At 70.3% G+C, this 26,880-nt stretch carries 26 protein-coding genes; 17 read left to right on the plus strand and 9 right to left on the minus strand.

The window, feature by feature from the left end:
- Positions 1-19: 19 nt before the first annotated feature.
- The 5 genes from AC3A6Y_RS14770 (at position 20) to AC3A6Y_RS14790 (ending at position 5,948) form a co-directional block, all read left to right on the plus strand.
- Positions 20-958 (plus strand): DMT family transporter, encoded by a 939-nt coding sequence (locus tag AC3A6Y_RS14770; protein ID WP_487869058.1) that lies wholly within the window; start codon positions 20-22, stop codon positions 956-958.
- 145 nt (positions 959-1,103) lie between these two features.
- Positions 1,104-1,832 carry a c-type cytochrome gene (locus tag AC3A6Y_RS14775; RefSeq protein WP_487868966.1) on the plus strand — a complete coding sequence of 243 codons (729 nt, stop codon included), beginning with the start codon at positions 1,104-1,106 and terminating at the stop codon, positions 1,830-1,832.
- Between the two features lie 5 nt (positions 1,833-1,837).
- Entirely contained in the window at positions 1,838-3,115 is a 1,278-nt protein-coding gene (locus AC3A6Y_RS14780; protein ID WP_487868967.1) for a c-type cytochrome, read from the plus strand.
- Positions 3,116-3,204: 89 nt separating this feature from the next.
- Positions 3,205-3,624, plus strand: coding sequence for a Cu(I)-responsive transcriptional regulator (cueR, locus tag AC3A6Y_RS14785; protein ID WP_487868968.1), 420 nt, complete (start codon positions 3,205-3,207; stop codon positions 3,622-3,624).
- A 101-nt stretch (positions 3,625-3,725) separates the two neighbouring features.
- On the plus strand, positions 3,726-5,948 hold the full coding sequence (locus tag AC3A6Y_RS14790) for a heavy metal translocating P-type ATPase (protein ID WP_487868969.1): 2,223 nt from the start codon (positions 3,726-3,728) through the stop codon (positions 5,946-5,948).
- A 43-nt stretch (positions 5,949-5,991) separates the two neighbouring features.
- On the opposite strand, the gene AC3A6Y_RS14795 is transcribed toward AC3A6Y_RS14790, so the two are convergent.
- Together AC3A6Y_RS14795 and AC3A6Y_RS14800 are read right to left on the minus strand one after the other, a co-directional pair.
- On the minus strand, positions 5,992-6,321 hold the full coding sequence (locus AC3A6Y_RS14795; RefSeq protein WP_487868970.1) for a four-helix bundle copper-binding protein: 330 nt from the start codon (positions 6,319-6,321) through the stop codon (positions 5,992-5,994).
- Between the two features lie 219 nt (positions 6,322-6,540).
- Positions 6,541-7,341, minus strand: coding sequence for a CHAP domain-containing protein (locus AC3A6Y_RS14800; protein WP_487868971.1), 801 nt, complete (start codon positions 7,339-7,341; stop codon positions 6,541-6,543).
- 151 nt (positions 7,342-7,492) lie between these two features.
- On the opposite strand from AC3A6Y_RS14800, the gene AC3A6Y_RS14805 reads away from it, so the two are divergent.
- Positions 7,493-8,329: a GNAT family N-acetyltransferase gene (locus AC3A6Y_RS14805; protein WP_487868972.1), complete on the plus strand. Its 837-nt coding sequence runs from the start codon at positions 7,493-7,495 to the stop codon at positions 8,327-8,329.
- 32 nt (positions 8,330-8,361) lie between these two features.
- Here AC3A6Y_RS14805 and AC3A6Y_RS14810 read toward each other — a convergent pair whose 3' ends face one another.
- On the minus strand, positions 8,362-9,273 hold the full coding sequence (locus AC3A6Y_RS14810) for a LysR family transcriptional regulator (protein ID WP_487868973.1): 912 nt from the start codon (positions 9,271-9,273) through the stop codon (positions 8,362-8,364).
- A gap of 117 nt (positions 9,274-9,390) precedes the next feature.
- On the opposite strand from AC3A6Y_RS14810, the gene AC3A6Y_RS14815 reads away from it, so the two are divergent.
- The 9 genes from AC3A6Y_RS14815 to AC3A6Y_RS14855 all read left to right on the plus strand — a co-directional run bounded on the left by AC3A6Y_RS14815 (position 9,391) and on the right by AC3A6Y_RS14855 (position 19,735).
- Entirely contained in the window at positions 9,391-10,584 is a 1,194-nt protein-coding gene (locus AC3A6Y_RS14815; protein ID WP_487868974.1) for a PQQ-dependent sugar dehydrogenase, read from the plus strand.
- Positions 10,581-11,231: a c-type cytochrome gene (locus tag AC3A6Y_RS14820; RefSeq protein WP_487868975.1), complete on the plus strand. Its 651-nt coding sequence runs from the start codon at positions 10,581-10,583 to the stop codon at positions 11,229-11,231. The genes AC3A6Y_RS14815 and AC3A6Y_RS14820 overlap by 4 nt, the downstream gene beginning before the upstream one ends.
- A 16-nt stretch (positions 11,232-11,247) precedes the next feature.
- Positions 11,248-13,401 (plus strand): thiamine pyrophosphate-dependent enzyme, encoded by a 2,154-nt coding sequence (locus tag AC3A6Y_RS14825; protein WP_487868976.1) that lies wholly within the window; start codon positions 11,248-11,250, stop codon positions 13,399-13,401.
- A 73-nt stretch (positions 13,402-13,474) separates the two neighbouring features.
- The gene (locus AC3A6Y_RS14830; protein ID WP_487869059.1) at positions 13,475-15,076 is read left to right on the plus strand and encodes an indolepyruvate oxidoreductase subunit beta family protein; all 1,602 of its coding nucleotides are present in this window, start codon (positions 13,475-13,477) and stop codon (positions 15,074-15,076) included.
- Positions 15,077-15,098: 22 nt separating this feature from the next.
- On the plus strand, positions 15,099-16,100 hold the full coding sequence (locus AC3A6Y_RS14835) for a Bug family tripartite tricarboxylate transporter substrate binding protein (RefSeq protein ID WP_487868977.1): 1,002 nt from the start codon (positions 15,099-15,101) through the stop codon (positions 16,098-16,100).
- Positions 16,101-16,227: 127 nt separating this feature from the next.
- Positions 16,228-16,641, plus strand: coding sequence for an acyl-CoA thioesterase (locus AC3A6Y_RS14840; RefSeq protein WP_487868978.1), 414 nt, complete (start codon positions 16,228-16,230; stop codon positions 16,639-16,641).
- Positions 16,642-16,758: 117 nt separating this feature from the next.
- Complete coding sequence (locus AC3A6Y_RS14845; RefSeq protein ID WP_487868979.1) at positions 16,759-18,669, plus strand: galactose oxidase early set domain-containing protein; 1,911 nt, start codon at positions 16,759-16,761, stop codon at positions 18,667-18,669.
- Complete coding sequence (locus AC3A6Y_RS14850; RefSeq protein WP_487868980.1) at positions 18,669-19,136, plus strand: c-type cytochrome; 468 nt, start codon at positions 18,669-18,671, stop codon at positions 19,134-19,136. Before AC3A6Y_RS14845 ends, AC3A6Y_RS14850 begins: the two co-directional genes overlap by 1 nt.
- The gene (locus AC3A6Y_RS14855; RefSeq protein ID WP_487868981.1) at positions 19,133-19,735 is read left to right on the plus strand and encodes an SCO family protein; all 603 of its coding nucleotides are present in this window, start codon (positions 19,133-19,135) and stop codon (positions 19,733-19,735) included. Before AC3A6Y_RS14850 ends, AC3A6Y_RS14855 begins: the two co-directional genes overlap by 4 nt.
- 36 nt (positions 19,736-19,771) lie before the next feature.
- On the opposite strand, the gene AC3A6Y_RS14860 is transcribed toward AC3A6Y_RS14855, so the two are convergent.
- Together AC3A6Y_RS14860 and AC3A6Y_RS14865 are read right to left on the minus strand one after the other, a co-directional pair.
- Positions 19,772-20,191, minus strand: a complete 420-nt coding sequence (locus AC3A6Y_RS14860) for a surface-adhesin E family protein (protein WP_487868982.1) — start codon at positions 20,189-20,191, stop codon at positions 19,772-19,774.
- Between the two features lie 72 nt (positions 20,192-20,263).
- Positions 20,264-20,755 carry a PTS sugar transporter subunit IIA gene (locus tag AC3A6Y_RS14865; protein ID WP_487868983.1) on the minus strand — a complete coding sequence of 164 codons (492 nt, stop codon included), beginning with the start codon at positions 20,753-20,755 and terminating at the stop codon, positions 20,264-20,266.
- Positions 20,756-20,950: 195 nt separating this feature from the next.
- On the opposite strand from AC3A6Y_RS14865, the gene AC3A6Y_RS14870 reads away from it, so the two are divergent.
- On the plus strand, positions 20,951-22,792 hold the full coding sequence (locus AC3A6Y_RS14870) for a tannase/feruloyl esterase family alpha/beta hydrolase (protein ID WP_487868984.1): 1,842 nt from the start codon (positions 20,951-20,953) through the stop codon (positions 22,790-22,792).
- A gap of 169 nt (positions 22,793-22,961) precedes the next feature.
- Positions 22,962-23,282, plus strand: a complete 321-nt coding sequence (locus AC3A6Y_RS14875; protein WP_487868985.1) for a hypothetical protein — start codon at positions 22,962-22,964, stop codon at positions 23,280-23,282.
- A 29-nt stretch (positions 23,283-23,311) separates the two neighbouring features.
- Here the strand turns inward: AC3A6Y_RS14875 and AC3A6Y_RS14880 are convergent, their stop codons facing one another.
- From AC3A6Y_RS14880 to AC3A6Y_RS14895, 4 genes are read right to left on the minus strand one after another with little or no spacing between them, the layout of a single operon-like run.
- Positions 23,312-24,280 (minus strand): Bug family tripartite tricarboxylate transporter substrate binding protein, encoded by a 969-nt coding sequence (locus tag AC3A6Y_RS14880; protein ID WP_487868986.1) that lies wholly within the window; start codon positions 24,278-24,280, stop codon positions 23,312-23,314.
- 33 nt (positions 24,281-24,313) lie between these two features.
- Positions 24,314-24,694, minus strand: coding sequence for a VOC family protein (locus AC3A6Y_RS14885; RefSeq protein ID WP_487868987.1), 381 nt, complete (start codon positions 24,692-24,694; stop codon positions 24,314-24,316).
- Positions 24,691-25,680, minus strand: a complete 990-nt coding sequence (locus AC3A6Y_RS14890) for a hydroxymethylglutaryl-CoA lyase (protein ID WP_487868988.1) — start codon at positions 25,678-25,680, stop codon at positions 24,691-24,693. Before AC3A6Y_RS14890 ends, AC3A6Y_RS14885 begins: the two co-directional genes overlap by 4 nt.
- Before the next feature lie 11 nt (positions 25,681-25,691).
- Complete coding sequence (locus AC3A6Y_RS14895; protein WP_487868989.1) at positions 25,692-26,852, minus strand: CaiB/BaiF CoA transferase family protein; 1,161 nt, start codon at positions 26,850-26,852, stop codon at positions 25,692-25,694.
- Between the last annotated feature and the right edge of the window lie 28 nt (positions 26,853-26,880).

A 26,880-nucleotide genomic window follows, 5' to 3' on the forward strand; every position in this document is an offset into this window, starting at 1 on the left:
ATGCACGGCCGCGAACACGGTGCGCCCATCGGCCGCTCCTGCGGCGCCTGCGCGTCCGGCCAGCAAACGCTGGCTGGTCGACCTGGTGTTGCTGGGCATGCTGTGGGGCGCCTCCTTCCTCTTCATGCGCATCGGCGCGCCCGAGTTCGGCGCCTTGCCGGCGGCCTCGGTGCGGGTCGCGATCGCCATGCTCTTCCTGCTGCCGCTGCTGTTCGCCAGCGGCCAGTGGTCCGGCTTCAGGCAGTACTGGAAGCCGACGCTCGCCATCGGCGTGCTCAATTCGGGACTGCCCTTCGCCTTCTTCTGCTTCGCGCTGCTCACCATCAACAGCGGCCTGGGCGCCGTTCTCAACGCCACCGTGCCGATGTTCGGTGCGCTGGTGGCCTGGGGCTTCTTCGGCGAGCGGCCGGACCGCTCGCGCAGCCTCGGCCTGGTGATCGGCTTCGCCGGCGTTGCGATGCTGGCCGGGCGCAGCGCGGGCCTGCAATCGGGCGCGGATGAAAGCGCGGCGCGCTGGGCCATCGGCGCCTGCCTCGCGGCCTGCATCTGCTATGCCTTCGCAGCCAGCCTGACGCGCAAGCACCTCTCGGGCGTGCCGCCGCTCGCCACCGCCACCGGCAGCCAGATCGGCGCCACGCTGGCCCTGGCGCTGCCGGCCATCTGGCTGTGGCCGGCGCAGATGCCGAGCCTGAAAGCCTGGCTCGCGTTGCTGGCGCTGGGCACGGCCTGCACCGGGCTGGCCTATATCCTGTTCTTCCGCCTGATCGAGAGCGCCGGCCCGGCGCGTGCGCTGACCGTGACCTTCCTGGTGCCGGTGTTCGCGCTGTTCTACGGCGCCGTGTTCCTGGGCGAGGACATCACGCAATGGATGTTGATGTGCGCGGTGGTGATCGTGTGCGGGGTGGCCTTGTCGACCGGGCTGGTCAGGCTGGGGCCACGGCAGCGGGCTGCCGCTTAGATCGCGCCCGCCATCACGTTGATCGACAAGGCCGGCACCGGCATGTCGAAGACAAGCGCCAGCGGTCGGGGCTGCCCGCCCAGCATGTGCATGACATGAATGCGCATGCGGGCACTGTGGCGTGCGGCGACAATCGCGCACCACCATGAAGACACGAACCCACTGGCGCCGGCTGCTGCTCGCCGCCTTCAGTCTGTGCGGCATGGCCCATGCCGCCTCGCCCACCCCTACCCCCACCCCCGCACGCGTGCCCGACACCATCGAGCAGCGCGTCGCCGCCTGCATCGCCTGCCATGGGCGCGAAGGCGCCAGCACCAACGCGGGCTACTTCCCGCGGCTGGCCGGCAAGCCCGAGGGCTACCTCTACAACCAGCTGCTGAGCTTCCGCGACGGGCGCCGCTTCAACAGCGACATGGCCCACATGGTTCGGCACCTCTCCGATGCCTACCTGCGCGAGATCGCGCACTACTTCGCCGAGCTCGACCTGCCCTACCCGCCCGTGTCCACGCGCAGCGATGCCTCGGCGCAGAGCCTCGCGCGCGGCAAGACGCTGGTGTTCGAGGGCGATGCGGCACGCGGCATTCCGGCCTGCGCCCAATGCCATGGCCAGGCGCTGACCGGCATCGCGCCCGCCATTCCCTCATTGCTCGGCCTGCCGCGCCTGTACCTCGCCTCGCAGCTCGGCGACTGGCTCAACAACGGCCGCCATGCGCTGCCGCCGGACTGCATGGCGGAGGTGGGACGCAAGCTGAATGCGGAGGACATCAACGCCGTCGCGAGCTGGCTCGCACTGCAGCCGGTGCCGGCCGACCCCAAGCCCGCGGCCGCGCCGCCCGGACCGCTGCCGCTGCCCTGCAGCGCCATGGGGAAGTGACCGCGATGCGACGCCTCCTCTACGCCCTGCTCGCCCTCGCCGTGCTGCTGATCGCCGCCGCACTCGCGCTCGTGGCCCTCAACCTGCGCGGCGAAGAGCCGCTGCCCAAGACGCCCGCCGCCTTCGACGCGACGCCCGCCCAGGTCGAGCGCGGCCGCTACCTCGCGCTGGCCGGCAACTGCGCCGGCTGCCACACGACGCGCGGCGGCGCGCCCTATGCCGGCGGCGTCGGCATCGAGACGCCCTTCGGCACGGTCTTCGCCGGCAACCTCACGCCGCACCAGGAGGCGGGCATCGGCCGCTGGAGCGCCGCGCATTTCTGGCGCGCCCTGCACAACGGCCGCTCGATGGACGGCCGCCTGCTGTACCCCGCCTTCCCCTACCCGAGCTTCACGCGCGTGACGCGCGAGGATTCGGATGCGATCTACGCCTACCTGCGCACCGTGCCGCCGGCCGCGACACCCAACATCGCCCACAAGCTGCGCTTCCCCTACGACACGCAGGCCGCGCTCGCGGTGTGGCGCGCGCTGTTCTTCGCACCCGGCAGCTTCGTCGCCGATCCTGCAAAGCCGCCCGAGTGGAACCGCGGCGCCTACCTGGTCGAGGGCCTGGGCCATTGCATCGCCTGCCACGGCACGCGCAACGTGCTGGGCGCCACCGAGGAGAAGCTGGGCCTCTCGGGCGGGCTCATCCCGGTCGAGAACTGGTATGCGCCCTCGCTGAATGCGAAGCGCGAGGCCGGCGTGGCGGACTGGGACACGCAGCACGTCGTCGCCCTGCTCAAGAACGGCACCTCGCCCCGCGGCTCGGTGATGGGCCCGATGGCCGACGTGGTCTTCCGCAGCACCCAGCACCTGAACGAGGCCGACCTGAACGCGATGGCGGTGTTTCTCAAGCAACTGCCCGAAGCCAGGGGGGCGGCGGACACCCCCGCTCCCGCATCGCCCGTGCGTCGCGACGCCGGCGTGATGGCGCGCGGCGCGAAGATCTACGACCAGCAATGCGCCTACTGCCATGGCGATGCCGGCCAGGGTGCCGAGGGCGCCTATCCCGCGCTCGCCGGCAGCCGCGCGGTCAACATGGACTCGGCCGTCAACCTGGTTCAGGTGCTGCGCCATGGCGGCTTCCTGCCCGCCACCGCCGGCAATCCGCGGCCCTACGGCATGCCGCCCTTCGGCCATGTGCTCGACGACGATGGCATCGCCGCCGTGCTCAGCTACATCCGCGGCTCGTGGGGCAACGATGCACCGCCGGTCACGCGCGGCCAGATCATGCGCCCCTGAAACCATGCAGCCGGCTTGACCTTCCCATGATGGTAGGGTCGAGACTTCTCGTTGGCCTTCGATGTACGAAGGCAAAAAAAGGAAGCCCCATGACCCAGGCCCTCCCCGGCACGGAACCCTTCAACATCGGCGAGGCGGCGGCCCGCTCCGGCGTCTCGGCCAAGATGGTGCGGCACTACGAGTCGCTCGGCCTGCTGCCCCGCATCAGCCGCACCGACGCGGGCTATCGCCAGTACGGCGGCAAGGACGTGCACACGCTGCGCTTCATCCGCCGTGCCCGCGACCTCGGCTTCAGCATGGCCGAGATCGCCGAGCTGCTGAAGCTGTGGCAGAACAAGCGGCGTGCCAGCGCCGACGTGAAGCGCATCGCCCTCGCCCACGCGGCGGACCTGCATCGCCGCATCGAAGAGATGGCGAGCATGCAGCGCACCCTGGAGCGCCTGGCCGAGTGCTGCCACGGCGATCAGCGGCCCGACTGCCCGATCCTCGACGAGCTGGCCGAGCGCTGACGACCTGCGACGGCCAGGGGGTCCGCGCAAAGCCTTGACCTTCCCATGATGGAAAGGTCGACAGTAGCCCCAACTGTAAAACACGAGAACCACCGATGTCGATGGACAACAGCTTGACGATGCCGGCACCTGCCGCCGGCCTGAAGGAACGGGCCCTGCAGATCGAAGGCATGACCTGCGCCTCCTGCGTGGCGCGCGTCGAGAAGGCGCTGGCGGGCGTTCCCGGCGTCGCCTCGGCCACGGTGAACCTGGCGACTGAGAAAGCCGAGGTCCGCTTCGCCGGCCCCGACGTGGAGACGGCCGCGCTCGTGGCCGCCGTGCGCAAGGCGGGCTACGAGGCGAGCAGTGCCGACGAGGCCCAGGGCGCATCCGCGGCAAACGCGGCAAGCCGATGGCCCGACTGGTCGCCGGTCGCGCTGGCCGCGCTGCTGTCCGCGCCGCTGCTGCTGCCCATGCTCGGACTGCTCTTCGGCCGCGCATGGATGCTCGACGGCTGGCTGCAGCTGGCGCTGGCGACGCCGGTGCAGTTCTGGCTCGGCGCCCGCTTCTACCGCGCAGGCTGGAAGGCCCTGAAGGCGGGCAGCGGCAACATGGACCTGCTGGTCGCGCTGGGCACCTCGGCCGGCTATGGCCTGAGCCTCTACCTGCTTTTCACGCACGCTGGCCACGGGCTGCCGCACCTGTACTTCGAAGCATCGGCGGTGGTGATCACGCTGGTGCTGCTCGGCAAGTGGCTGGAGCTGCGCGCCAAGCGCCAGACCACGGAGGCCATCCGCGCACTGAACGCCTTGCGGCCCGAACGCGCACGGGTGCGGCGCATGGGGCTGGAACGGGAGCTGCCGCTGGCGCAGGTGCGCGTCGGCGACGAGGTGATCGTGCGCCCCGGCGAGCGCGTTCCCGTGGACGCCGTGGTGCTGGAGGGTGCCAGCGAGGTCGACGAGTCGCTCATCACCGGCGAGAGCCTGCCGGTCGCCAAGCACGCCAACGACGCCGTGACAGGCGGCTCCGTCAACGGCGAAGGCTTGCTCGTGCTGCGCACCACCGCCATCGGCGCGGAGTCCACGCTCGCCCGCATCGTGCGGCTGGTCGAGTCGGCGCAGGCGAAGAAGGCGCCGATCCAGCGCCTGGTGGACCGCGTGAGCAGCGTGTTCGTGCCGGTGGTGATCGCCATCGCCTTCGCCACCCTGCTCGGCTGGGGCGTGGCCGCCGGCGACTGGGAGGCGGCGATCCTCAACGCGGTGGCCGTGCTCGTCATCGCCTGCCCCTGCGCCCTCGGACTGGCGACGCCGACCGCGATCATGGCCGGGACCGGCGTGGCGGCGCGCCATGGCGTGCTGATCAAGGATGCCGAGGCGCTCGAGGTCGCACACGGCGTCGGCATCGTCGCCTTCGACAAGACAGGCACCCTGACCGAGGGCCGCCCGGAACTCGTCGCCTTCGAGGCCGCGGACGGCGACGCCGCCGCCCTGCTGCGTGCCGGCGCGGCCATCCAGTCCGGCAGCGAGCACCCGCTGGCGCGCGCCGTGATCGCGGCGGCCACCCAGCAGGGCCTGGCGATCCCGGCCGCGAGCGAGGTGCGCGCGGTCGCCGGGCGAGGGGTTGCGGCCACCGTCGAAGGCCGCGCGTTGCGCCTGGGCAGCAGCCGCTTCATGAGCGAGCTTTCGGTGCCCGTCGGCCGGCTGGCCGAACGCGCCGCGCAGCTGCAGGCCGAGGGCCGCACCGTTTCATGGCTGGCCGAGGTCGGCGGCGAGCCGAAGCTGCTGGGCCTGCTCGCCTTCGGCGATGCACCCAAGCACAGCGCCGCCGCGGCCATCCGGCAGCTGCATGCGCAGGGCATCCGCAGCGCGCTGGTCTCGGGCGACAACCGCGGCAGCGCCGAAGCCGTGGCCCGGCTGCTGCAGATCGACATCGTGCACGCCGAAGTGCTGCCCGAGGACAAGGCCGCCATCGTCGCGCAGCTCAAGGCGCAGGGCAGGCGCGTCGCGATGGTGGGCGACGGCATCAACGACGCGCCGGCCCTGGCCGCCGCCGACGTGGGCATCGCGATGTCGACCGGCACCGACGTCGCCATGCATGCCGCCGGCATCACCCTGATGCGCGGCGACCCGGCGCTGGTGAGCGATGCCATCGACATCTCGCGCCGCACCTACGCCAAGATCCGGCAGAACCTGTTCTGGGCCTTCGTCTACAACGTGGTGGGCATTCCGCTGGCCGCCTTCGGCCTGCTGAGCCCGGTGATCGCCGGCGCGGCCATGGCCTTCAGCAGCGTGAGCGTGGTGGGCAATGCGCTGCTGCTGCGGCGCTGGAAGGGCAGCGGGCACTAAGCCCAGGCTTCGGCGCAAGGCCGGCGCCCGGAAGCTCCCGGGCTCATGCGGCCATTTGCCGGCAAGCCTCCGCGCAACGCTTGCAGGCCTCGGCACAGGCCTGACAGTGCGCGTGCGAGTGCTTCGCGCACTCGGTCCCGCAGGCCGTGCAGATTTCGGCGCAGAGGCGGCAGATGGCCGGGGCATGGGCACTGTCGCGTGCCATCGCTGCGGCGGCGAGCTGGCAGATGGCGGCGCAGTCCATGTCGAGCGCGATGCAGCCAGCCATCATCTTCACGTCATCCTCGTGCAGGCAGGCGGCAGCGCAGTGGCTGCAGGCCATCGCGCAGTCGTTGCAGGCGGCGATGCAGGCGGCGTATCTCTCGTGGGCCATGGCTTTTCTCCTTGAAAAAGGACAGCTTGGAAAGCAGGCGCCCGGCTTCCTGTCGGACACCGGCTTGCGCACCTGTCCGACGGCAGTGGCCGCCTGCCCGCAGGCCGCCGCCGAGCGAGCGCGCCGCCATTCCACTCGCGCGCGGCATGCCTTTCGGGTGACTGACCCGCCGGCGTCGCGTTGGCCGCCGGGCTTCTGGTTCCTGCGCAAGGAGGCGGTTCAACCCAGCGGCCCGTAGTCGATGAAGCCCTTGTTGATTTCACCGACCTTGCGAGCCAGCCTGTAGACGCCGCCGCCCTCGCGCGTGCGGCTCGCATCGGTGTTGCCTTCGATGGTGGCGAGGATGCCGGCCGAGACCGACTCGACCAGGCCGGTGTGGCCCGCGCCCCGGCCATGGTCCATGATGAAGATCATGCCCGGCGCCAGCCGCGTGGGATCGGCCGTCGCCGCTGCCGCGGGGATGCGCGTCGCGCCCTTGGCGACGGCCTTGTTCCAGTGGTCGAGGCAGCCCGCGGTGCGCACCATCGGATTGCCGGTGCGACCCAGCGTCTTCGAGGCCTCGTCGAAGCAGTAGTAGACGAAGGCGCAGCACCAGGGCAGCCCGGGCGGCACGCCGACGCGGGCCAGGTACTTCTCGACCTCGGGGCCGCGGTTCGAGTTCATCGGCACCTCGCGCACCTTCTTCTCCTCCTCGCCCGCGGCGACCGCCAGCACCCGCGCCAGCAGATCGGTGCCGGCATCGGCGCTCGCCGGCACGCTCTCGGTTCCGAAGATGGCGCCCCAGGTCAACGCGCCGATCTCGCCGTCCTGCTTCAGCGGACGTCCGGCCGAATCGACATGGCGGGCCTGGAACAGCTTCACCACCCGCTTCATGCCGGCGTCGAAGACGGTGCCCTGCGGATCGAGGCGCGCGGCAGGGTCGCTGTCGCCGCCCATCATCAGGCGGAGCTGGGCGCGCAGCGCCTGCACGACCGCTGCATCGGCCTCGCCGATCTTGATGAGGCGACCGGGATAGTCCATGGGCATCTCCTTGGGGCTTGCAGTTCAGCTTAGGTCCGTGCGGGGAGAAAAGCATCTGGCGAACGGCGTATTCCCGCTCGCCCCAGGCCCCGCTGCGCAAAGCAGTGCCATCATTGCCTGCATGTGCGTCACATGAGGTGCAGACAGGAACATGAAGCGTGTCGACATCGCCATCCTTTCCGCCGAGCAGCTGTCGCGCAGCGCGCTGGCCGGGCTCTGGAACCTGGCCTACGAAGGCTACTTCGTGCCGGTGGCCTTCGACGAGCAGCGCTTTGCGCGGCATCTGCGGCGCGCCAACGTCGATCTCGGCACGTCGAAGGTGCTGATGGCCGGCGGCAAGCCGGCCGGCCTCTCGCTGGTGGGGCGGCGCGAGGCCCGCGCCTACCTCGCCGGCTTCGGCATCGTGCGTGCGCAGCGGCGGCGCGGACTCGCGCGGCTGCTGATCGAGGTGCAGCTCGCGGCCTTGCCCGCGGCAGGCGTGCGCGAGCTGGCGCTGGAGGTCATCGAGCAGAATCCCGCCCGCACGCTGTACGCCCGGGCCGGGTTCGAGGCGATCCGGCCCCTGGAACTGCTCGAAGGCACGCTGGACACGCGAAGCATCGAGCCCGTGGCGCTGGACGTGGCCGATCTTGCCGCGGTGCATCCCCGCTGCAGTGCCGTCGCGCGGCCGACTTGGCGCCGCGAGCTGCCCACCGTGCTGGATGCCCTCACCCACGAGAACGCCGCCGCGATCGGCGTGCGCCGCGGCGACACGGTCGCGGCCTATGCCGTGCTGCCGGAGCCGGCCCGCCACGACGGCACCCTGCTCGACGCCGCGGCCGTCGACGAGGCCGCCGCGCATGCGCTGCTGGACATGCTCTCGTCCGCGCGCCCCGGCACCCGCTGGCGCCTGGTCGACGAGCCCGGCGACAGCCCTTTCTTCCACGCGGCGCATGCGCGGGGACTGGTCCCGGTGATGCGCCAGATCGAGATGAAGCGCGTCTTCTGAAGGCGCGGCGCGGCCGGCAGGCAACGCACGGCCTACGCCTCGGCGAACAGCTCCTTGATCACCCCCCGCAGCCAGCTGTTCGCCGGGTCCGACTCGAAGCGCTTGCTCCAGTGCAGCGACACTGCGAAGTCGCGCAGCGGAAAGGCCGGCTCCACGATGGCGTAGCCGCCCTCCTCGGCGAAGCCGCGCGCGATGTTGCGCGGCATGACCACCGCCAGGTCGGTGGCGCGCACGATGGCCGGCAGCACCATGAAGTGCTCGGTGGTCAGGCGCACCCGGTCCTCCAGGTTGAGCAGCTGCAGGATGCGCAGCGTCTCCGCGTGCGTGCGCACCGCCACGTACTCCAGCTTCTGCAGCGACTCCAAGAGCGCCTGGCCGCTGCGCCGCCCGCGCGTGAAGGGATGGCCGCGGCGCACGAGCACGATGTAGCGGTCCTTGAGCAGGAGGATGCGCTGCGTGTCGCTCACCTTGGGCAGGAAACCGAAGGCGAAGTCGACCCGGCCGCTGTCGAGCGCCGTCGCGATCTCGTCGAGCGCCAGCGGCAGGGTTTCCAGCCGCACGCCGGGCGCCAGCGCGCCCAGGCTCGCCATCAGCGCCGGCAGGAAGCGCCCCTCGCCGATGTCGCTCATGTGGATGCGGAAGGTCTTGCGCGAGGCCGTGGGCTCGAAACGGTCGGGCTCGCTGAGCGCCTCCTCCAGCGTGCCCAGCGCCGACTGCACCGCGGCCGCCAGCCGCTCGGCACGCGGCGTCGGCGCCACGCCGCCCGGCGCGCGGGTGAAGAGTGCGTCCTGCAGCAGCAGCCGCAGCCGGCCCAGCCCATGGCTGGCGGCCGGCTGGGTGAGGCCCAGCGCATCGGCCGCGCGGCTCACGCTGCGCGCGCGGTAGACGGCATCGAACAGGCGAAGCAGGTTCAGGTCGATGGTGTCGATATGCATGGCATTCATGTCGGATAGCACGAATATTTTATTGATGCCCGGGGCTGCGGCTCGCACACTCCAACCGGCGGCCAGATGGAGCCATGCATCTCCCCACGCTGCCGCACAACCAAGAAGGAGACAGCCATGCCCCAGTTCCGCCTGCATGCCACGCTCGCTGCCCTGCTGTGCGCCGCCACGGCCGCATCGGCACAGCAGCCGCCCGCCGAAGAACCCGGCTGGGCCAAGGGCCGCCCCAAGACCGAAGCCGCCCAGCGCATGGCGCCGGTGCCTGCCTTCCCGATCCCGACCGCGGCCGACAAGCTGCCCACCGCCAAGTTCAAGCTGCCGCCCGGCTTCAAGGTGGAGACCTGGGTCTCGGGCGTGCTCGATGCGCGCGGGCTGCGCCAGGGGCCCGGCGACACGGTGTTCGTCAGCACGCTGTTCGTCGCCAACAAGGTCTACGCGGTCGTGCCCAAGGGCAACACGCGCGAGGTCAAGACCATCATCGACAAGATGGAGAAGGCCGCGGGCATCGAATACCACAAGGGCAGCCTCTACCTGGCCACGCACAAGCAGATCCTGCGCTACGACAACATCGACTCGAAGCTCGACAACCCCGGGCAGCCGGCGGTGCTTTACGACAAGCTGCCCGGCGGCGAGGACCACAGCTGGAAGTTCATTCGCATCCACAAGGACAAGCTCTACTTCCCGATCGGCGCGCCCTGCAACATCTGCGACCCCGGCGAGTACGCCAAGATCTACCGCATGAACCTCGACGGCAGCGGCATGGAGACCATTGCCAGCGGCGTGCGCAACACGGTGGGCTTCGACTTCGATCCCAAGACCGACCGCCTCTGGTTCACCGACAACGGCCGCGACTGGCTCAGCGAGGAGATCCCCAACGACGAGCTCAACGTCGTCAGCGGTCCGAACCAGCACTTCGGCTACCCGTACTGCCACCAGGGCAACATTCCCGACCCGGAATTCGGCTGGGGCAAGTCGTGCAGCGACTTCCAGAAGCCTGCCGCATTCCTCGGCCCGCACGCCGGTTCGCTGGGCCTGAAGTTCTACACGGGCAAGATGTTCCCGGCCAAGTACCAGGGCGCGATGTTCATCGCCCGCCACGGCCCTTGGAACCGGACCAACAAGTACGCCGACGTGTCCGTCGCCTGGCCCGACGGCAAGGGCGGTGCGAAGGTCGAGCCCTTCATGACCGGCTTCGTAGAGAACAACAGCTATCTCGGCCGCCCGGTCGACTTCCTGGTGATGAAGGACGGCTCCCTGCTGGTGAGCGACGACCACGCAGGCGCCATCTACCGCATCAGCTACGGCAAATGACGAGAGGAGCACGCGCATTCGCATGGATCACGGCGGCGGCAGCGTGCTTCGGGCTCGCGGCGCCGGCCGGCGCCCAGGGCGGCAAGGCTTCGCAGGGCCAGGGCGGCGCGGGCGCGCATGCGCAGCGCTTCGCCCAGCTCTGCGCGGCCTGCCACGGCGCCAACGGACGCAGCGAGATGCCGAACACGCCGGTGCTGGCGGGCCAGCATTCCTTCTACGCGATCACCCAGCTCTTCCTGTTCCGTGAGGGGCGGCGCGCCAACGAGGCGATGAGCGCGGTGGCCAAGGGCATGAAGGATGAGGATCTGCGCGGCTTCTCGGACTTCATCGCCACGCTGCCGCCGGTGCCCGCGCCGGTGCCCACGGCGCCGCCCGATGCCGCCCGCATGAAGAAGGGCCAGGCGCTGGCGCAGGAGCACAAGTGCGTGTTCTGCCACGGCGCCGATTTCAGCGGCGGCCAGCAGGTGCCGCGCATCGGCGGCCAGCGCGAGGACTACCTCCAGATGACGCTGCACGAGTTCAAGTCCGGCAAGCGCGTGGGCTACACGATGGCAATGGCCGAGGCGGTCGGCCGCATTCCGAACGAGGACCTGGACACCCTCGCCTATTACCTGGCCCGTTTCCCGGGCGGGCCCCCTACGAAGTAAACAGAGAGAAAGCGTCTTGGAAGTTTCATTCAGCAAGGAGATCGAGGCCCTGCGCCTCGGTGCCGGCGACACCTTTCACGGCGAGGGCATCCTCGCCATCACCAAGGGCCTGCTGCAGTCGGGCGTGGCCTACGTCGGCGGCTACCAGGGCGCGCCGGTCTCGCACCTGCTCGACGTGATGGTGCAGGCCAAGCCCTACATGGACGAGCTGGGCGTGCACGTGGAGGCCTGCTCCAACGAAGCCTCGGCCGCGGCCATGCTCGGCGCCTCGATCCACTATCCGCTGCGCGGCGCCGTCACCTGGAAGTCGATCGTCGGCACCAACGTGGCGGCCGATGCGCTGTCCAACCTCTCCTCGCCCGGCGTCAAGGGCGGCGTGCTGATCGTGGTGGGCGAGGACTACGGCGAAGGCGCGAGCGTGATCCAGGAGCGCACGCATGCCTATGCGCTGAAGTCCGGCATGTGCCTGCTCGATCCGCGGCCCGAACTGGGCCGGATGGTCGACATGGTGGAGCATGGCTTCCGCCTCTCCGAGACTTCCAGCATGCCCTGCATGATGGAGCTGCGCATCCGCACCTGCCATGTGCGCGGCAGCTTCGAATGCCGCGACAACCTGCCGCCGCCGGTCTCCACCCGCGCGCTGATGGAGGAGCCGGCCGGCTTCGACTACATGCGGCTCGCGCATCCGCCCGTGACCTTCCGCCACGAGAAGCTCAAGGGAGAGGAACGCATCCCGGCTGCGCGGCGCTACATCGCGGAGCAGGGCCTGAACGAGCTGGTGCCCGGCAAGCACGAAGACCTGGGGCTGATCGTCCAGGGCGGCCTCTACAACGCGCTGATCCGCAGCCTGCAGCAACTGGGCCTGGCCGATGCCTTCGGCGCGACCGACATCCCGCTGCTGGTGCTCAACGTCACCTACCCGCTGGTGCCCGAGCAGGTCGCCGACTTCTGCGTGGGCAAGCGCGCGGTGCTCGTGGTGGAGGAAGGCCAGCCCGAGTACATCGAGCAGGAGATCGCGACGCTGCTGCGCCGCCGCGACATCCAGACGCCGCTGCACGGCTGCGACATGCTGCCGCCGGCGGGCGAGCTGGGCGTGGAGGTGCTGGCCGGCGGGCTGTCGAAGTTTGCGCAGCGCTACCTGCCCGAGCATGCGCAAGACTCGGCGCAAGGCTGGCTCGCCGGCAACCGCGAGCGCCGCGCCGCGGTGGCCGCGAAGCTGGAGGCGCCGCTGCCGGTGCGGCCGCCCAGCTTCTGCATCGGCTGCCCCGAGCGCCCGGTGTTCGCGGCGCTCAAGCTGGCGCAGCAGGACAGCGGGCCGGTGCACATCGCGGCCGACATCGGCTGCCATGCCTTCGGCACCTTCGAGCCCTTCTCCATGGGCCACTCGATCCTGGGCTACGGCATGAGCCTGGCGAGCCGCGCGGGCGTGTCGCCGATGATGCAGCGCCGGGCGCTGTCGATCATGGGCGACGGCGGCTTCTGGCACAACGGCTTGCTGACCGGCGTGCAGAGCGCGCTCTTCAACGGCGACGATGCCGTGCTCCTGATCTTCAAGAACGGCTACACCTCGGCCACCGGCACGCAGGACATCATCTCCACGCCCGACGAGGCGGTGAAGGCACGCGCAGCCGACAAGCAGCAGAGCCTGGTCGACAAGAACACCACCATCGAGTCGACCCTCAAGGGCCTGGGCGTGCAGTGGCTGCGCACCGTGCACACCTACCACGTCGACAAGATGAGGGCCACATTGAACGAGGCCTTCACCACCGATTTCAGCGGGCTGAAGGTGATCGTGGCCGAGGGCGAATGCCAGTTGGAGCGGCAGCGCCGCATCAAGCCCTGGATCGCCGGCCTGCTCAAGCGGGGCGAGCGCGTGGTGCGGGTGAAGTACGGCGTGGACGAGGACGTTTGCAACGGCGATCACGCCTGCATCCGGCTGTCGGGCTGCCCCACGCTCACGATCAAGGACAACCCCGATCCGCTGAAGGTCGACCCCGTGGCAGTGGTGATCGACGGCTGCGTGGGCTGCGGGCTGTGCGGTGCCAATGCGCATGCCGCCACCTTGTGTCCCAGCTTCTATCGGGCCGAGGTGGTGCAGAACCCCAAGTGGCACGAGCGGGTGGTGCATGCGCTGCGCGGAGCGGTGGTGCGAGCCCTGCAGCCTGCCTAGACTGCGGACAACGGACATCCGTGCGCCAAGGGCGCGGCGCTGCGCTCCAGAAAATGAATTGCCGGCCTCCATGATGAACAGCCAAGCGACACAACCCATCACCCTGCTCGTCTGCGCCCTCGGCGGCGAAGGCGGAGGGGTGCTCACCGAGTGGCTGGTCGAGACGGCCCGCCACGCGGGCTACGCCGCGCAGAGCACCTCCATCCCCGGCGTGGCGCAGCGCACCGGCGCGACCACCTACTACATCGAGGTGTTCCCGGTGCCGCAGGCCGAGCTGGGCGGGCGGCGGCCGGTGTTCAGCCTGAGCCCGGTGCCGGGGGCGCTGGATGCGATCGTCTCCTCCGAGCTGCTGGAGACCGCGCGGCAGATCGGCAACGGCATGAGCGCACCGGCGCGAACCCTCGTCATCAGCGCCTCGGGGCGCACGCTGACCACGGCCGAGCGCATGCAGCCGGGCGACGGCCGGGCCGACAGCGACAGGCTGCTGGACGTGATCAAGGCCTTCAGCCGCGAGCACCACGTGTTCGACATGGGCTCGGTGGCGCGCGAGGCCGGCACGGTGGTCAGCGCCGTGATGCTGGGCGCGGTCGCGGGCAGCGGACTGTTCCCCTTCCCGCGCGACGCCTACGAGCACGTGGTGCGCGGCGGCAAGACGCCCGACCAGGCCGGCAACATGGCCGCAGCCAGCCTGCGCGGCTTCGCGCAGGCCTTCGAGATCGTGCGTGGGCCGCGCGAGCAGGCCGCCATGGTGAGCCGGCTGCTGGCCACCACCGGGCCGGACGAGCCCGTGGCGCACCCGCTGCCGCCCGCGGTCGCGCGGCTGTTCCCGCCGCAGGTGCAGGGCCTGCTGGCGCTGGGCCATGCCCGCGTGCTCGACTACCAGGACGCCGCGTACGCCCAGCTCTACATCGAGCGCCTGCAGCAGGTGCTGGCGGCCGAGCGCGCGGCCGACCCCGCCGGCGCCCACGGCTGGGCCACCACCCACGAGATGGCGCGCTGGCTCGCGCTGTGGATGGCCTTCGACGACATCGTGCGGGTGGCCGAGCTCAAGAGCCGCAAGAGCCGCACGGCGCGCGTGCGGCGCGAGGTGCGGGCCGGGGACGAGGACATCGTCAAGGTCTACGACCACTTCAAGCCCGGCACGCCCGAGTTCGCGGCGCTGCTGCCGCAATCCCTGGCCCGTCGCCTCACGGCCTGGGACCGGCGTCGCACGGCGCCCTGGGCCCTGCCGCTGAAGGTCGGCAGCCACGCGGTCTTCGGCATGGCCTCGCTGCGGCTGCTGGCCTCGCTGCGCTGGCTGCGCCGGCGCGGCAGCCGCTTCGCCGAGGAGCAGGCGCTGATCGGGCGCTGGCTGGATGCCGTGCTGCAGGGCACGCGCAGCGGCTGGCGCCTGGGCCACGAGATCGCGCTGTGCGGCCGGCTCATCAAGGGCTACGGCAGCACCAACGAGCGTGGCAAGCAGAACCTGCTGCACGTGATCGACCACCTGGCCGAGTTGCCCGGCGCCTCTGCCGAGGCGCGCGCCGAGGCCATCGCCGCGGCGCGGCAGGCGGCGCTCGCCGACGACGCCGGCAAGGCGCTCGATGCCGCGCTCGTGCAGCACGGCGCGCCGGCGCGGCCGGTCGTGGCGCAGCCGATCCGCTGGATGAAGCGCCGGCCCGCCGCCACCCCATGAACAACCAAGAAGGAGACTTCCCATGACAAGCACAAGACTCCGCCATGCCATCCCGTTGCGCCGCGCATTGCTGGCGCTGGTGCTGGGCGCCGCCGCCGTGGTGCCGGCAGTCCATGCGCAAGGCGGCAACTGGCCCAGCAAGCCCATCAAGGTGGTGGTGAATTTCCCGCCCGGCGGCGCGGCCGACACCATCGCGCGCGCCATCTCCCAGCCGCTGCAGGACGCTCTCGGCCAGCCGGTGCTGATCGAGAACCGCGGCGGCGCCAACGGCAACATCGGCGGCGAGAACGTGGCCCGCGCGCTGCCCGACGGCTACACGCTGCTGATGAGCTCGGGCGGCATGGTGTCGGTCAATCCGCACCTCTACCCGAAGATGTCCTTCGATCCCACCAAGGACCTGATCCCGGTGGCCGCCGCGGCGCGCGTGCTGGTGTACCTGGTGACCAAGCCTTCGCTGCCGCCGCAGAACGTCAAGGACTTCGTCGCCTATGTGAAGGAGCGCCCGGGCAAGCTGTCCTACGGCTCGCCCGGCACCGGCAGCTCGCCGCACCTGGCCGGCGAGATGTTCAAGAGCCAGGCCGGTCTGTACGCCGTGCACGTGCCCTACCGCGGCGCCGCGCCGGCGCTGCAGGACCTGCTGGCCGGCCAGATCGACTTCTCCTTCGATCCGGGCATCGGCCTGAACCAGGTGCGCGCGGGCAAGCTGCGGCTGCTGGCCGTGGGCAGCCCCAAGCGCTCGCCGCAGTTTCCGGATGTGCCCACGCTCGACGAGGCGGGCTTCAAGGGCTTCGATGCCGACACGGTGTTCGGCTTCTACGCGCCGGCGCGCACGCCGCCCGAGGTCGTGGCCCGGCTCAACACCGAGATCAACCGCATCCTGGCGACGCCGGCGGTGAAGGAGCGCATTGCCAACCTGGGCGGCGAAGCGGTGCCGGGGACGCCGGCGGCCTTCCATGACCGTGTCATGGCCGACTCCGCGCGCTTCGGCGCCATCATCCGGGACAGAAAAATCCTCGCGGATTGATCGCCGTATGAGCCGCACGGCCGCTCCGAAGGCGAATAGCACCGCAGCCGAAGGCGAAGGTACTCCAGTGAGCCGCACGGCCGCTCCGAAGGCGAATAGCACCGCAACCGAAGGCGAAGGTACTCCAGTGAGCCGTCAAGTCATCCACACCGTCCGCGTCGAGTTCGGCGACTGCGACCCCGCCGGCATCGTCTGGTTTCCCAACTTCTTCCGCTGGATCGACGCGGCCTCGCGCCACTTCTTCGCCGAGCGCGGCGTGCCGCGCTGGGAGGAGACGGCGCAGACGCTGGGCGTGATCGGCACGCCGCTGGTCGACACCCACACCCGCTTCGTCAAGAGCGCGAGCTACGGCGACACGCTGACGATCGCGGTGGCGATCCCCGAGTGGCGCGACAAGAGCTTCCTGCAGACCTACCGCGTCAAGCGCGGCGAGGAGCTCATCCTCGAATGCGAGGAGGTGCGCATCTTCGCGGCCAAGCGCGAGGGCGGCGGCATCCGCGCGGTGCCGATTCCGCCGGAGATACGGCGGCTCTGCGAGTAAGGGCCGCCCGCACCCACCGGTGCGCGGTCGCGCAATCTTCCGAATACTTTTGTATTGTTTATTGCGCGCGCGAGGACTAAGCTGCGCACACTCGATGGCAATAAAAAAGGAGGAGCGATGACCAGCGTTCCATCCGCGCGAGCCTTGCCCGGGCTTGCCTGTGCGTCCATGGTGCTCCTGGGTTGGTGCGGCGGCGCCGACGGCGGCGGCGGCAGAGCGCAGCCCACGGACCCCACCCTGAGCGTTTCCGCAACGAGCAACAGGCCAACCCCTCCGGAGGGACAGGCCGCCGTCCTCACCAGCCCGACGCCCGGGACCAAATTCACCAGCCGCAGCGCGACCTTCACCTGGACCAACACCGGCGCCAACCAGTACGGCTTCTCGCTCCAGTCGACCACCTCCGCGACACCGCTGGTCGACACCGTGACCAGCGCCACCACGTACACGGTGACGAACCTGCCCATCAACGGTGCCGAATTCGTGGTCCGGCTTCGCTCCCGGTTCAAGGGGAAGTGGCTGCCGGCCAACGAATACCGATTCACCGCGGCCGGCTACACCGCGGCGCAGTCCACCGCGGCCGCGAAGCCCTGGTCCGATCCGATCCCGCTGCCGCTCGTGCCCGCATCGGCCGCCAACCTGCCGGACGGCAAGCTGCTGCTGTGGGCCGCCCGCTCCCCGACCAGCTTCAGCACGAGCAGCGCCGAGGCGTACACCTACACCTCGGTGTTCGACCCCGCCACGCTAACGTCGAGCCCGCTGACGGTCACCGCAACGGGCCACCAGATGTTCTGCCCCGGCCTCAGCATGCTGGCCGACGGCAGCGTGCTGGTCACCGGGGGCAGCGATGCGGCGAAGACCTCGATCTACGACCCCGCACTCGGCGGCTGGACCACGGGCGCGCAACTCGGGATCGCGCGTGCCTACCAGTCCAGCACGACCATGTCCGACGGTTCCGTGTTCACGGTCGGCGGTTCGTGGAACGGCGGTCTGGGCGGCAAGTACGGCGAGGTGTGGTCGGCCAGCACCAGGACCTGGCGCACGCTGGCCGGCGTGCCGGCCAACATGCCGGACGCGAGCAATGTCTCGAACCCGCCGCTGGCCGGCCCCGATGCGGCCGGTGTCTACCGCGGCGACAACCACATGTGGCTGTTCGGCGCCGCCGGCGACTGGGTGTTCCACGCGGGACCCGCCGCCGCGATGCACTGGATCGACACGCGAGGCAGCGGCGCCATCCTGCAGGCCGGCCTGCGCAGCGACGACCCCTACGCCATGACGGCCAGCGCCGTGATGTACGACATCAACAAGATCCTCAAGCTCGGCGGCGCGCCCAACCACGACAGCGGCAACGCCTTCAACACCGCCTACGTCATCGACATCGGTGCGGGCCCGCCGAACCCGCCCACGGTGCGCAAGGTCTCGCCCATGGCCTATGGCCGCACCTTCGTCAACAGCGTGGTGCTGCCCAACGGCGAGGTGTTCGTGATGGGCGGCCAGACGCAGCCGGTGACCTTCTCCGACTCCTACAGCGTGCTGGCCGCCGAGCTGTGGAGCCCGGCGTTGGAAAGCTTCATCACCCTGCCGCCGATGCAGCGGCCGCGCAACTACCACAGCGTCGCGCTGCTGCTGCTGGACGGACGCGTGCTGGCCGGCGGCGGTGGCCTGTGCGGCTGTCCTGCCGACCACGCGGACGCGGAGATCTACACGCCGCCCTATCTGCTCTCGCCCGATGGTTCGCCCGCGCCTCGCCCGGCCATCACCGGCGCGCCGGCCACCGCCACATGGGGCAGCCAGATCGCCGTGACGACCGACCGCGCGGCGGCCGCTTTCGCGCTGGTGCGCATGGCTTCGGTCACGCATTCGGTCAACACCGACCAGCGCCGCATCCCGCTGTCCTTCACCGGCACGACAGGCAACTACCAGCTGGGCATTCCGGCCGATCGCGGCGTGGTGCTGCCGGGCAACTACATGCTGTTCGCGCTCGACGCCGGCGGCGTGCCCAGCGTGGCGCGCACGATCAACATCCGGTAGTGGCGCACCGGTTCGGCAAGCTGGGGCTCCCGATGGCGCTGGCATTCGCAATCGCATGGCCTGCGTGCCGCGCCAACGATGGGGCGCGCGAAGCCCCGCAGGCCTCGGTGGCGCGCGGTGCGCGCCTGTTCGACGGCACCGAGGCGCTCGCCGGCACGCTGTCCGGCCACAGCACGCCGCTGCCGGTCGAGGCAACGCGCTGCATCCAGTGCCACAGCGGGCCCGGCAAGTCCACCGCCGTGACCTCCGACTTCGCGCCGCCGCTGGGCAGGCGCCAGTTGCGCGAAGCGCGCGCGCGCCGGGGCGGCCCGCCCATCGCGTACGAGCAGGCCTCCTTCTGCCGCACGCTGCGCACCGGCGTCGATCCGGGGCACATCGTGTTGCCGCGCGCCATGCCGCGCTTCGATGCCGACGATGCCCAGTGCGCGGCCTTGTGGGACTACCTGACGCAAGGGCCGGACGAATGAACGCGCATCGCCATCTCGCCGCGCACCGGCCGGAATCCGACGGGCGCCGGCGCCTGCTGGCAGCCGGCGCGCTGGCATGGCTGTCGGGGCTGCCGGCCGCACGCGCCGACGCTGCGGTGGGCCCGGTGCTGCCGGCCGTGCCGGCCCCGGCCTTGCCGCTGCGGCGCCATGACGGCGCCGCGCCCACACTCGCTGCACAACTGCGCGGCACCCCCACCGCCGTGCAATTGATGTTCACCGGCTGCAGCACGGTCTGCCCGATCCAGGGTGCGCTGTTCGCGGCCCTGCAGGCTGGCATGCGGGCGGAGCGCGATCCGGCGGCACGCCTGCTGTCGCTGAGCATCGATCCGCTGGCCGACGACCCCGCCGCACTCGGCGCCTGGCTGCGGCGGTTCGGCGCCGGGCCCGCCTGGAGCGCGGCGGCGCCTGCGCCGGCTGCGCTCGAGCCGCTGCTCTCGCTCTTCAGGGGCGGCGTGGCCGCAGGCGACCGCCACACCGGCCAGGTCTATGTGTTCGATCGCCAGGCCCGGCTGGTCTGGCGCACCAGCGAGCTGCCGCCCGCAGCCGAGGTCCTGGCCGCGCTCGGGCGCGTGGCCTGAGCACTCACCCTGTCACCCGTCGAGGCCGGCTGCCGGCTATTGCCCGCTGGCGTGGCAGGCTGCGCGGACGATGCGATCGGCGGGATTGGGTTCGATGCTGAGAAATCGCATCGGCCGCGGCTTCTCCGAATAGTCGGTGGCCTTGTGCACCTCGCCCTGCCACAGGGCCGCCATGTAGAAGCGCGCGAACAGGTACTCGCCCTTCCTGGCCCGGCAATCGAAGGCGACGCGGGCGTCGTACGAACGGTAGGGCACGCCCTCCCAGTTGACGCGGTCCTGCGAGCGGCTCACGCGCACGTTCATGACCCTGCGCTCGCCCGTGATCTTGATCGCCACCGGATCGACCTGCACCGTGTTCACCGACGGATCTTCGGGATTGCCGGTGACGGTGAACCACGCGGCCTCGGCCGCGACGCTGGCGCCCACCAGACCGAAGCACGCGAACCACCATCTCACGCCGGACATCCTTTGCAGTCGAAGACGAGCGAATTCTAGTGGGCCACCTGGCGAGGCTGGGCGCCGATCGCGCTAGGACGAAGCGGCCGCCACACGCGCGATCCCGGCCCGGAACACTTCCGAAGCAGCCGCCGCATCGGACGCGCCGTCGAGCTGCGCCCGGAAACCGCGGTCGGAGAAGAGCCGGGCGACCAGCGCGAGCAACTGCAGATGATCGTCCCTGGCGCCCTCCTCCGGGACCATGATGGCCAGCAGCTGCGAGACCGGCTTGCCGTCCGGCGCATGGAAGGCGATGGCACGGCGGGTGCGCATGAACAAGGTGGTCGGCTGCGCGATGCCGCCGATGCAGGCGTGCGGAATCGCGAATCCGTCGCCGAGTGCGGTGGTGCCGGCCTGCTCGCGCCGCCACAGCGCGCGAACGACCGGCGCCGGATCGAGCCCCCGGGCCCGGCAGATCGCCGCCGCCGCGACCTCGAGCGCATGATTCCGGTCGCGCACGTCGACGTCGAACAGGATCTCCTGCGGTTGCAACCAGGCAGCGATCTGCGCGATGTCCTTGCTCATCCGGTCGTCCTCTCGTTGTGCCGGCCTCATTGTCGCTCCGACCGGATGGGCAGCCTACCCGGCGTTGCAGTCTGTAGGCCGTCGACGTTCGTAGCCGGCGGCGCCGTCCTACGCATCGCACGCCGCTCGCGGCGCATGACCCTTTGGCGCTCAGACCGCCGGCTCCGGCGGGCAGCCGACGAAAAGGGGGACGCCATGCGTGGAGAGAGCCGCTTCGAAGTTTGGGTGAAGGCATGGGCCCGCGTGGCCTGCATCGCGGCGGCCGGCGGGCTCGCTGCCTGCGGCGGCGGTGGCGGCGGCGGGCACGGGGGCGGCGTGGTCCTGCCTCCGCCCGGCCAATCCCGGCTCTCCTGCGACGATTCGATCAAGTCCGGCTTCAAGCCCGACGCCAATACCAGCGTGCTGCTGGTCAAATCCTTCAAGACCGGCGATCCGCTGCTGCTGACGGGCACCCCCACGCCGACCACACCCACCGCCACCACCGACCTCTGCGTGGTGAAGCTGCTGGTGGGGCCGGGCAACCCGGGCCCGGCGGACGCGCCCTCGACCTCGCCGGGCATCGGCATCGAGGTCTGGCTGCCCGGCGAGGCGAAGTGGAACGGCCGCGTGCATGTGAAGGGCGGCGGCGGCTGGGCCGGCGGCGTGCACACCTCGCTGACGGCGCTGGCCGGCGTCACCGGCGGCAGCGCCGGCACCCCGGCAAACACGGCCATGGTGGAAGGGGCGGTCTCCGCGAGCACCGACACCGGCCACGCCAACACCGCCAACGGCGGCTCCTTCGCGATGAAGCCCGACGGCACCGTCAACACGGCGCTGTGGAACGACTTCGCGCAGCGCGGCATCCATGAAATGGCCGTGAAGACCAAGGCGCTGGCGACCGCCTTCTACGGCAGCGCGCCGCGGTTCTCCTATTGGAACGGCTTCTCCACCGGCGGCCGCCAGGGGCACATGGAGGCGCAGGCCCATCCGGGCGACTTCGACGGCATCCTGGCAGGCGCTCCGGCCATCAACTGGACGAAATTCATCACCGCCGAGCTGTACCCGCAGATCGTCTACCAGCGCGACCTCGGCGGCGTGCCGCTGACCGCGGCCCAGCTGACGCTGATGGGCAATGCCGCCATCAACGCCTGCGACGTGGTGAACAGCCAGCATCTGGGCTACATCCCCGATCCCTCCCAATGCCGCTACGACCCGCAGCTGGACGCCGCCGTGCTGTGCCCCAGCAGCGGCGGCACCGGGCCTGCCGGCAGCTGCGTCACGGCCGCCCAGGCCCTGGCGATGAACAAGATCTGGTACGGGCAGACCAGCAACGGCTCCGTGCCCGCCCCCTCGGCGGACAACGGCTTCGCCACCTCGCCGGCCACCTCGGCCAACCAGCGCTGGTACGGGCTGACGCGCGGCACCAGCCTGGCGGGGCTGGGCGGCGCGACGCCTTTCACCATCGCGACCGACATGGTGGCGCTGGAACTGCAGGACCCGACCTGGGCCACGCCTTCCTTCATCAACGCGACGGGCAACGGGATCAACCGGTGGACGAGCCTGTCGTACGCGGACCTCTCCAACGCCTTCGACCAGGGCGTGGCCCTGCAGGCCGCCTTCGCCAACATCAACACCGACGATCCGGACCTCGATCGATTCGCCGCACGCGGCGGCAAGATGCTGGTCTATCACGGCCTCGCCGACACGCTGATCCCGCCGCAGGGCACCGTGAACTACTACACACGCCTGGCCTCGCGGGTGGGCGGCGATTCGGTAGCGCGCAACTTCTACCGGCTGTTCCTGGTGCCCGGCATGGGCCACACCTTCGGCAACGGCACGACCAACCCGGCGGCGAATCCGCCGCTGCCGACCAACGCCCAGCTTTACCTGGCGCTGACGCTGTGGGTGGAAAGCGGCAACTCGCCCGAGCGCATCGACATCTCGGCACCGGCCACCGGCACATCGCCCGCCAGTTCGCGCCCGATCTGCATGTATCCGACCAAGGCCACGTTGACCGGCGGCGATCCGCGGCAGGCGGCTTCCTACGTCTGCTCCTGACTGAGAACTTTCGATTGAGCCTTCAGCCTATGGCGGATGGTTTGTTGCGCCTGCGGGCGACTAATGCCACAGTTTGTTGAACTTCCCTTTTACGGGAATCTCCTCTCGCATCCATTTTTACGCGACCATTGGCGCCATCACAGCACTGCTTCGTTCCACGAGCACTTTCATGGCCAAGATCACCTTCGCACCATCGCCCGCCACCGCACCGCGCCGCGCGCCCCGTCTGGTTTTTCGGCCGGCCGATGCACGCCGCCTGTTCCGGCGTGGCGACCTGGCGATGTGCGCGGGCGCCATCGTGGTGGTGTGCGAGTCCGAGCGTGACGAGGGCAACGCCGATCCCGAACTGAGCGTGCGCTCCAGCCGCGGCATCGACGGCACTGCGCGGGCCAAGAGCCTGCAACTGCTGGCCGGCGTGGACACGCAGGAGTTCGGCCCCGGCTACCACGACCTGCTGAAGTTCATCGCCGAGGCCGGCGCCGCCCACTGATTCCCGCGGCCGCAGCGCCGTCCGCGTTCCTAGTCGGCCTTGATCTCGGCTGCCTTGATCACCTTCGACCACTTCGCCAGTTCCTGGTCCACGAACTTGCCCAGCGCGGGCGAGTCCATGTAGACCGCGAAGGCGCCCTGGTCATCCACCTTCTTGCGAAAGCTTTCGCTCTCGACGATCTTGCGGATTTCGCTGCTCAGCTTGGCGACGACTTCCGGCGGTGTCTTCGCCGGCGCAAAAACCGCGAACCACGAATCCACCTCGTAGCCCGGCAGCCCGGCCTCGGCAGAGGTCGGCACGTTGGGCATCGAGGGATGCCGCTGGGTGCCCGTATAAGCCAGCGCCTTGAGCTTGCCGCTGCCGATGTGGCCGATCACCGAAGGCGGCGTGGTGATGAACATGTCGACGTTGCCCGAGATCAGGTCGTTGATCGCCGGGCCCGAGCCCTTGTAGGGCACATGGGTCATCGGCTGCTTCGCCTGGCGCGACAGCAGCTCGCCTGCGATGTGCTGGATGGAGCCGTTGCCGGAGGAGGCGTAGTTGAGGCCGCCGTCGCCCTTCTTCTTGCCGTACTCGATCAGCTCCTTCATCGAATTGACCGGCAGCTTGCCGCTCACCGCCACCACGTGCGGCGCGCGCATCACGAGCGCGACGGGGACGAAGTCCTTCGTCGGGTTCCACTTGATCTGCTGGAACAGCGCGGGATTGCCCACGTGGTAGCCGGAGTACTGCATGAGCAGCGTGTAGCCATCGGGCGCGGCGCGGGCCACGGCCTCGGTGCCGATGTTGCCGCTGGCACCCGGCTTGTTGTCGACCACGACGGGCTGGCCGAGCGCACGCGACAGCGGATCGCCGACCATGCGCGCCATGATGTCGGTGGAGCCGGCCGGCGCCGTGGGGACGATGAAGGTGATGGGCTTCGAAGGAAAGGTGTCGGCGTGCGAGGCCATCACGGCGGATGCGGCGCAGGCCGCGAGCAGACGGGGGGCGAGTTTCATGTCTTGTCTCCTTTTCAAAAAATGCGGGTGGGCTCAGGCCTTCAACTCCGAGATCTCGATGAGGTTGAGATCCGGGTCGCGCACATAGACCGAGCGGATGCGCGACGTCGCGCCGGTGCGCAGCACGGGGCCTTCGACGATGGGCACCTGCTTCTCGGCGAGGCGCGCGATCACGTCGTCCAGCGGCACGGCGGCAATGAAGCAGAGGTCCAGCGCGCCGGGCGTCGGCGCCTGCGCCTTGGGCTCGAACTCATGCCCCTTCAGGTGCAGGTTGATCTTCTGGTTGCCGAAGCGGAAAGCCTTGCGGCCTTCCCCGAAAGTCTCGAGCGTCATGCCCAGCACCTCGATGTAGAAGCGCACGCAGGCGGTCTCGTCGGCGGTGGTCAGCACCAGGTGGTCCAGATGGTCGATCATGCCCGCAGCTCCTTTCTGCCTTCGCCACGCGCCTTGGCGCGATCGACGATCTCGCTGAAATCCGCCGGCGGCGCATGCCGCGTGAGGCGATGGCCGGCGCGCGACACCTGGGCCGGCAGGTCGTGCTGCACCAGCGCTTCGAGCTGGGCCGCGGCGCCGATCAGGCCGTCGAGGTCCATGCCCGTGTCGTAGCCCATGCACTGCAGCATGTGGACCACGTCCTCGGTCGCGACGTTGCCCGTCGCGCCGGGCGCATAGGGGCAGCCGCCGATGCCGCCGAGCGACATGTCGAAGCGGCGCACGCCCGCCTCGACCGCCGCGACCGTGTTGACCAGCCCCATGGCGCGGGTGTTGTGGAAATGCGCGGTGAAATCCAGCGCCTCGAAGCGCGCCAGCGCGCTCGCGCAGACGTCCTGCACCTGCGTCGGATAGGCCATGCCCGTGGTGTCGCACAGCGTGATGCCGGCCACGTCCAGCGCGGCGAAGCGGTCGATCCAGCCCAGCACGCCGTCGAGCGGCACCTCGCCCTCCATCGGGCAGCCGAACGCGCAGGACAGCGACACGTTCACCGGCACTTTCGCCTGGCGCGCCAGCGCGATCACCTCGGCCAGCTGGGCGAAGGACTGCTCGCGCGTCATGCGCAGGTTGGCGAGGTTGTGGGTCTCGCTGGCCGACATCACGATGTTGAACTCGTCGACGCGGCTGTCCAGCGCACGCTCGCCGCCGCGCAGGTTGGGCACCAGCGCGGTGTAGACCACGCCGGGGCGGCGCGCGATGCGGCCCATGACCTCCTCGCCGTCGCGCAGCGCCGGGATGGCCTTGGGCGATGTGAAGGAGGTGACCTCGATCTTGGCGTAGCCCAGGCCGCTCAGGCGGTCGACCAGCGCGATCTTGTCCTCGGTGGGAATGAAGCGGCTTTCCATCTGGAAGCCGTCGCGGGTGGCGACCTCGTTGACGCCGAGGCGCGTGCCGTTGCCGGTGTTCATGCGAAGTCCTTTCAGCGGGTGCGTGCGGGCCAGCCGGCGCCGGGCCGCAATTGATCGTCGTGCTCGCCCAGCCGCGGCGCCGGATGCGCGATGCGGCCGGGCGTGGCGCTCAGCTTGGGCACGATGCCCGGCACCTTGAGCGTTCGGCCATCGGAGGTGGGCGCCTCGACGATCATTTCGCGCGCCAGGTACTGCGGGTCGCTCGCGATGTCGGCCACCGTGTAGATGCGCCCGACCGGCACGCCGGCCGCATCGAGCACGGCCAGCACCTCGTCGCGGCTGCGCTGCACGGTCCAGGCCTCGATGGCGGCATCGAGCATCTCGACCTGCGCCACGCGGCCGTCGTTGTGGCGCAGCGCCGGGTCGTCCTCCAGGTCGGGGCGCTCGATCGCCCGCATCAGCCGGCGGAAGATGCTGTCGCCGTTGCCCGCCACCAGCACGTAGTGGCCATCGTTGCACCGGTAGGCGTTGGTGGGCGCGATGCCCGGCAGGGCGCTGCCCGCGCGCTCGCGCACCGTGCCGAAGGCGTCGTACTCGGGCAGCAGGCTCTCCATCACGTTGAAGACCGACTCGTAGAGCGCCACGTCGATGAACTGGCCCTCGCCGCCGTGGGCCGCGCGGTGGTAGAGCGCCATCAGCACGCCGATCACGCCGTGCAGCGCCGACAGCGTGTCGCCCAGCGAGATGCCCACGCGCACCGGCACCCGGCCCGGCTCGCCGCTGAGGTAGCGCAGGCCGCCCATGGATTCGCCGAGCACGCCGAAGCCCGGCTTGTCGCGGTAAGGGCCGGTCTGGCCGTAGCCCGAGATGCGCAGCATCACCAGCCCGGGATTGAGCGCATGCAGTTGCTCCCAGCCCAGGCCCCAGCCTTCGAGCGTGCCGGGCTTGAAGTTCTCGATCAGCACGTCGGCCTCGAGCGCCAGGGCGCGCACCGCCTCCTGCCCTTCGGCGCTGCGCAGGTCGAGGCAGACCGAGCGCTTGTTGCGCGACTGCACTTCCCACCACACCGAGCTGCCGTCGCGCAGCATGCGCCACTTGCGCAGCGGATCGCCCACCTCGGCGGGCTCGACCTTGATCACGTCGGCGCCGAATTCGGCCAGCGTCTTGCCGGCAAAGGGGCCGGCGATGAGCTGGCCGAGCTCCAGGACTTTGAGGCCTTCGAGTGCGTTCATGGCGTGGTGTTCGTCTCTTGAGTGGAAT

The organism is Variovorax sp. Soil_C_17, assembly GCF_057657265.1.

What these genes read in the sequence shown, in the direction of transcription:
- AC3A6Y_RS14775 (WP_487868966.1), top strand. Translation starts at nt 1,104, where the DNA reads ATGAAGACACGAACCCACTGGCGCCGGCTGCTGCTCGCCGCCTTCAGT.
- AC3A6Y_RS14780 (WP_487868967.1), top strand. Translation starts at nt 1,838, where the DNA reads ATGCGACGCCTCCTCTACGCCCTGCTCGCCCTCGCCGTGCTGCTGATC.
- cueR (WP_487868968.1), top strand. Translation starts at nt 3,205, where the DNA reads ATGACCCAGGCCCTCCCCGGCACGGAACCCTTCAACATCGGCGAGGCG.
- AC3A6Y_RS14790 (WP_487868969.1), top strand. Translation starts at nt 3,726, where the DNA reads ATGGACAACAGCTTGACGATGCCGGCACCTGCCGCCGGCCTGAAGGAA.
- AC3A6Y_RS14795 (WP_487868970.1), bottom strand. Translation starts at nt 6,321, where the DNA reads ATGGCCCACGAGAGATACGCCGCCTGCATCGCCGCCTGCAACGACTGC.
- AC3A6Y_RS14800 (WP_487868971.1), bottom strand. Translation starts at nt 7,341, where the DNA reads ATGGACTATCCCGGTCGCCTCATCAAGATCGGCGAGGCCGATGCAGCG.
- AC3A6Y_RS14805 (WP_487868972.1), top strand. Translation starts at nt 7,493, where the DNA reads ATGAAGCGTGTCGACATCGCCATCCTTTCCGCCGAGCAGCTGTCGCGC.
- AC3A6Y_RS14810 (WP_487868973.1), bottom strand. Translation starts at nt 9,273, where the DNA reads ATGAATGCCATGCATATCGACACCATCGACCTGAACCTGCTTCGCCTG.
- AC3A6Y_RS14815 (WP_487868974.1), top strand. Translation starts at nt 9,391, where the DNA reads ATGCCCCAGTTCCGCCTGCATGCCACGCTCGCTGCCCTGCTGTGCGCC.
- AC3A6Y_RS14820 (WP_487868975.1), top strand. Translation starts at nt 10,581, where the DNA reads ATGACGAGAGGAGCACGCGCATTCGCATGGATCACGGCGGCGGCAGCG.
- AC3A6Y_RS14830 (WP_487869059.1), top strand. Translation starts at nt 13,475, where the DNA reads ATGAACAGCCAAGCGACACAACCCATCACCCTGCTCGTCTGCGCCCTC.
- AC3A6Y_RS14835 (WP_487868977.1), top strand. Translation starts at nt 15,099, where the DNA reads ATGACAAGCACAAGACTCCGCCATGCCATCCCGTTGCGCCGCGCATTG.
- AC3A6Y_RS14845 (WP_487868979.1), top strand. Translation starts at nt 16,759, where the DNA reads ATGACCAGCGTTCCATCCGCGCGAGCCTTGCCCGGGCTTGCCTGTGCG.
- AC3A6Y_RS14855 (WP_487868981.1), top strand. Translation starts at nt 19,133, where the DNA reads ATGAACGCGCATCGCCATCTCGCCGCGCACCGGCCGGAATCCGACGGG.
- AC3A6Y_RS14865 (WP_487868983.1), bottom strand. Translation starts at nt 20,755, where the DNA reads ATGAGCAAGGACATCGCGCAGATCGCTGCCTGGTTGCAACCGCAGGAG.
- AC3A6Y_RS14870 (WP_487868984.1), top strand. Translation starts at nt 20,951, where the DNA reads ATGCGTGGAGAGAGCCGCTTCGAAGTTTGGGTGAAGGCATGGGCCCGC.
- AC3A6Y_RS14875 (WP_487868985.1), top strand. Translation starts at nt 22,962, where the DNA reads ATGGCCAAGATCACCTTCGCACCATCGCCCGCCACCGCACCGCGCCGC.
- AC3A6Y_RS14880 (WP_487868986.1), bottom strand. Translation starts at nt 24,280, where the DNA reads ATGAAACTCGCCCCCCGTCTGCTCGCGGCCTGCGCCGCATCCGCCGTG.
- AC3A6Y_RS14885 (WP_487868987.1), bottom strand. Translation starts at nt 24,694, where the DNA reads ATGATCGACCATCTGGACCACCTGGTGCTGACCACCGCCGACGAGACC.
- AC3A6Y_RS14890 (WP_487868988.1), bottom strand. Translation starts at nt 25,680, where the DNA reads ATGAACACCGGCAACGGCACGCGCCTCGGCGTCAACGAGGTCGCCACC.
- AC3A6Y_RS14895 (WP_487868989.1), bottom strand. Translation starts at nt 26,852, where the DNA reads ATGAACGCACTCGAAGGCCTCAAAGTCCTGGAGCTCGGCCAGCTCATC.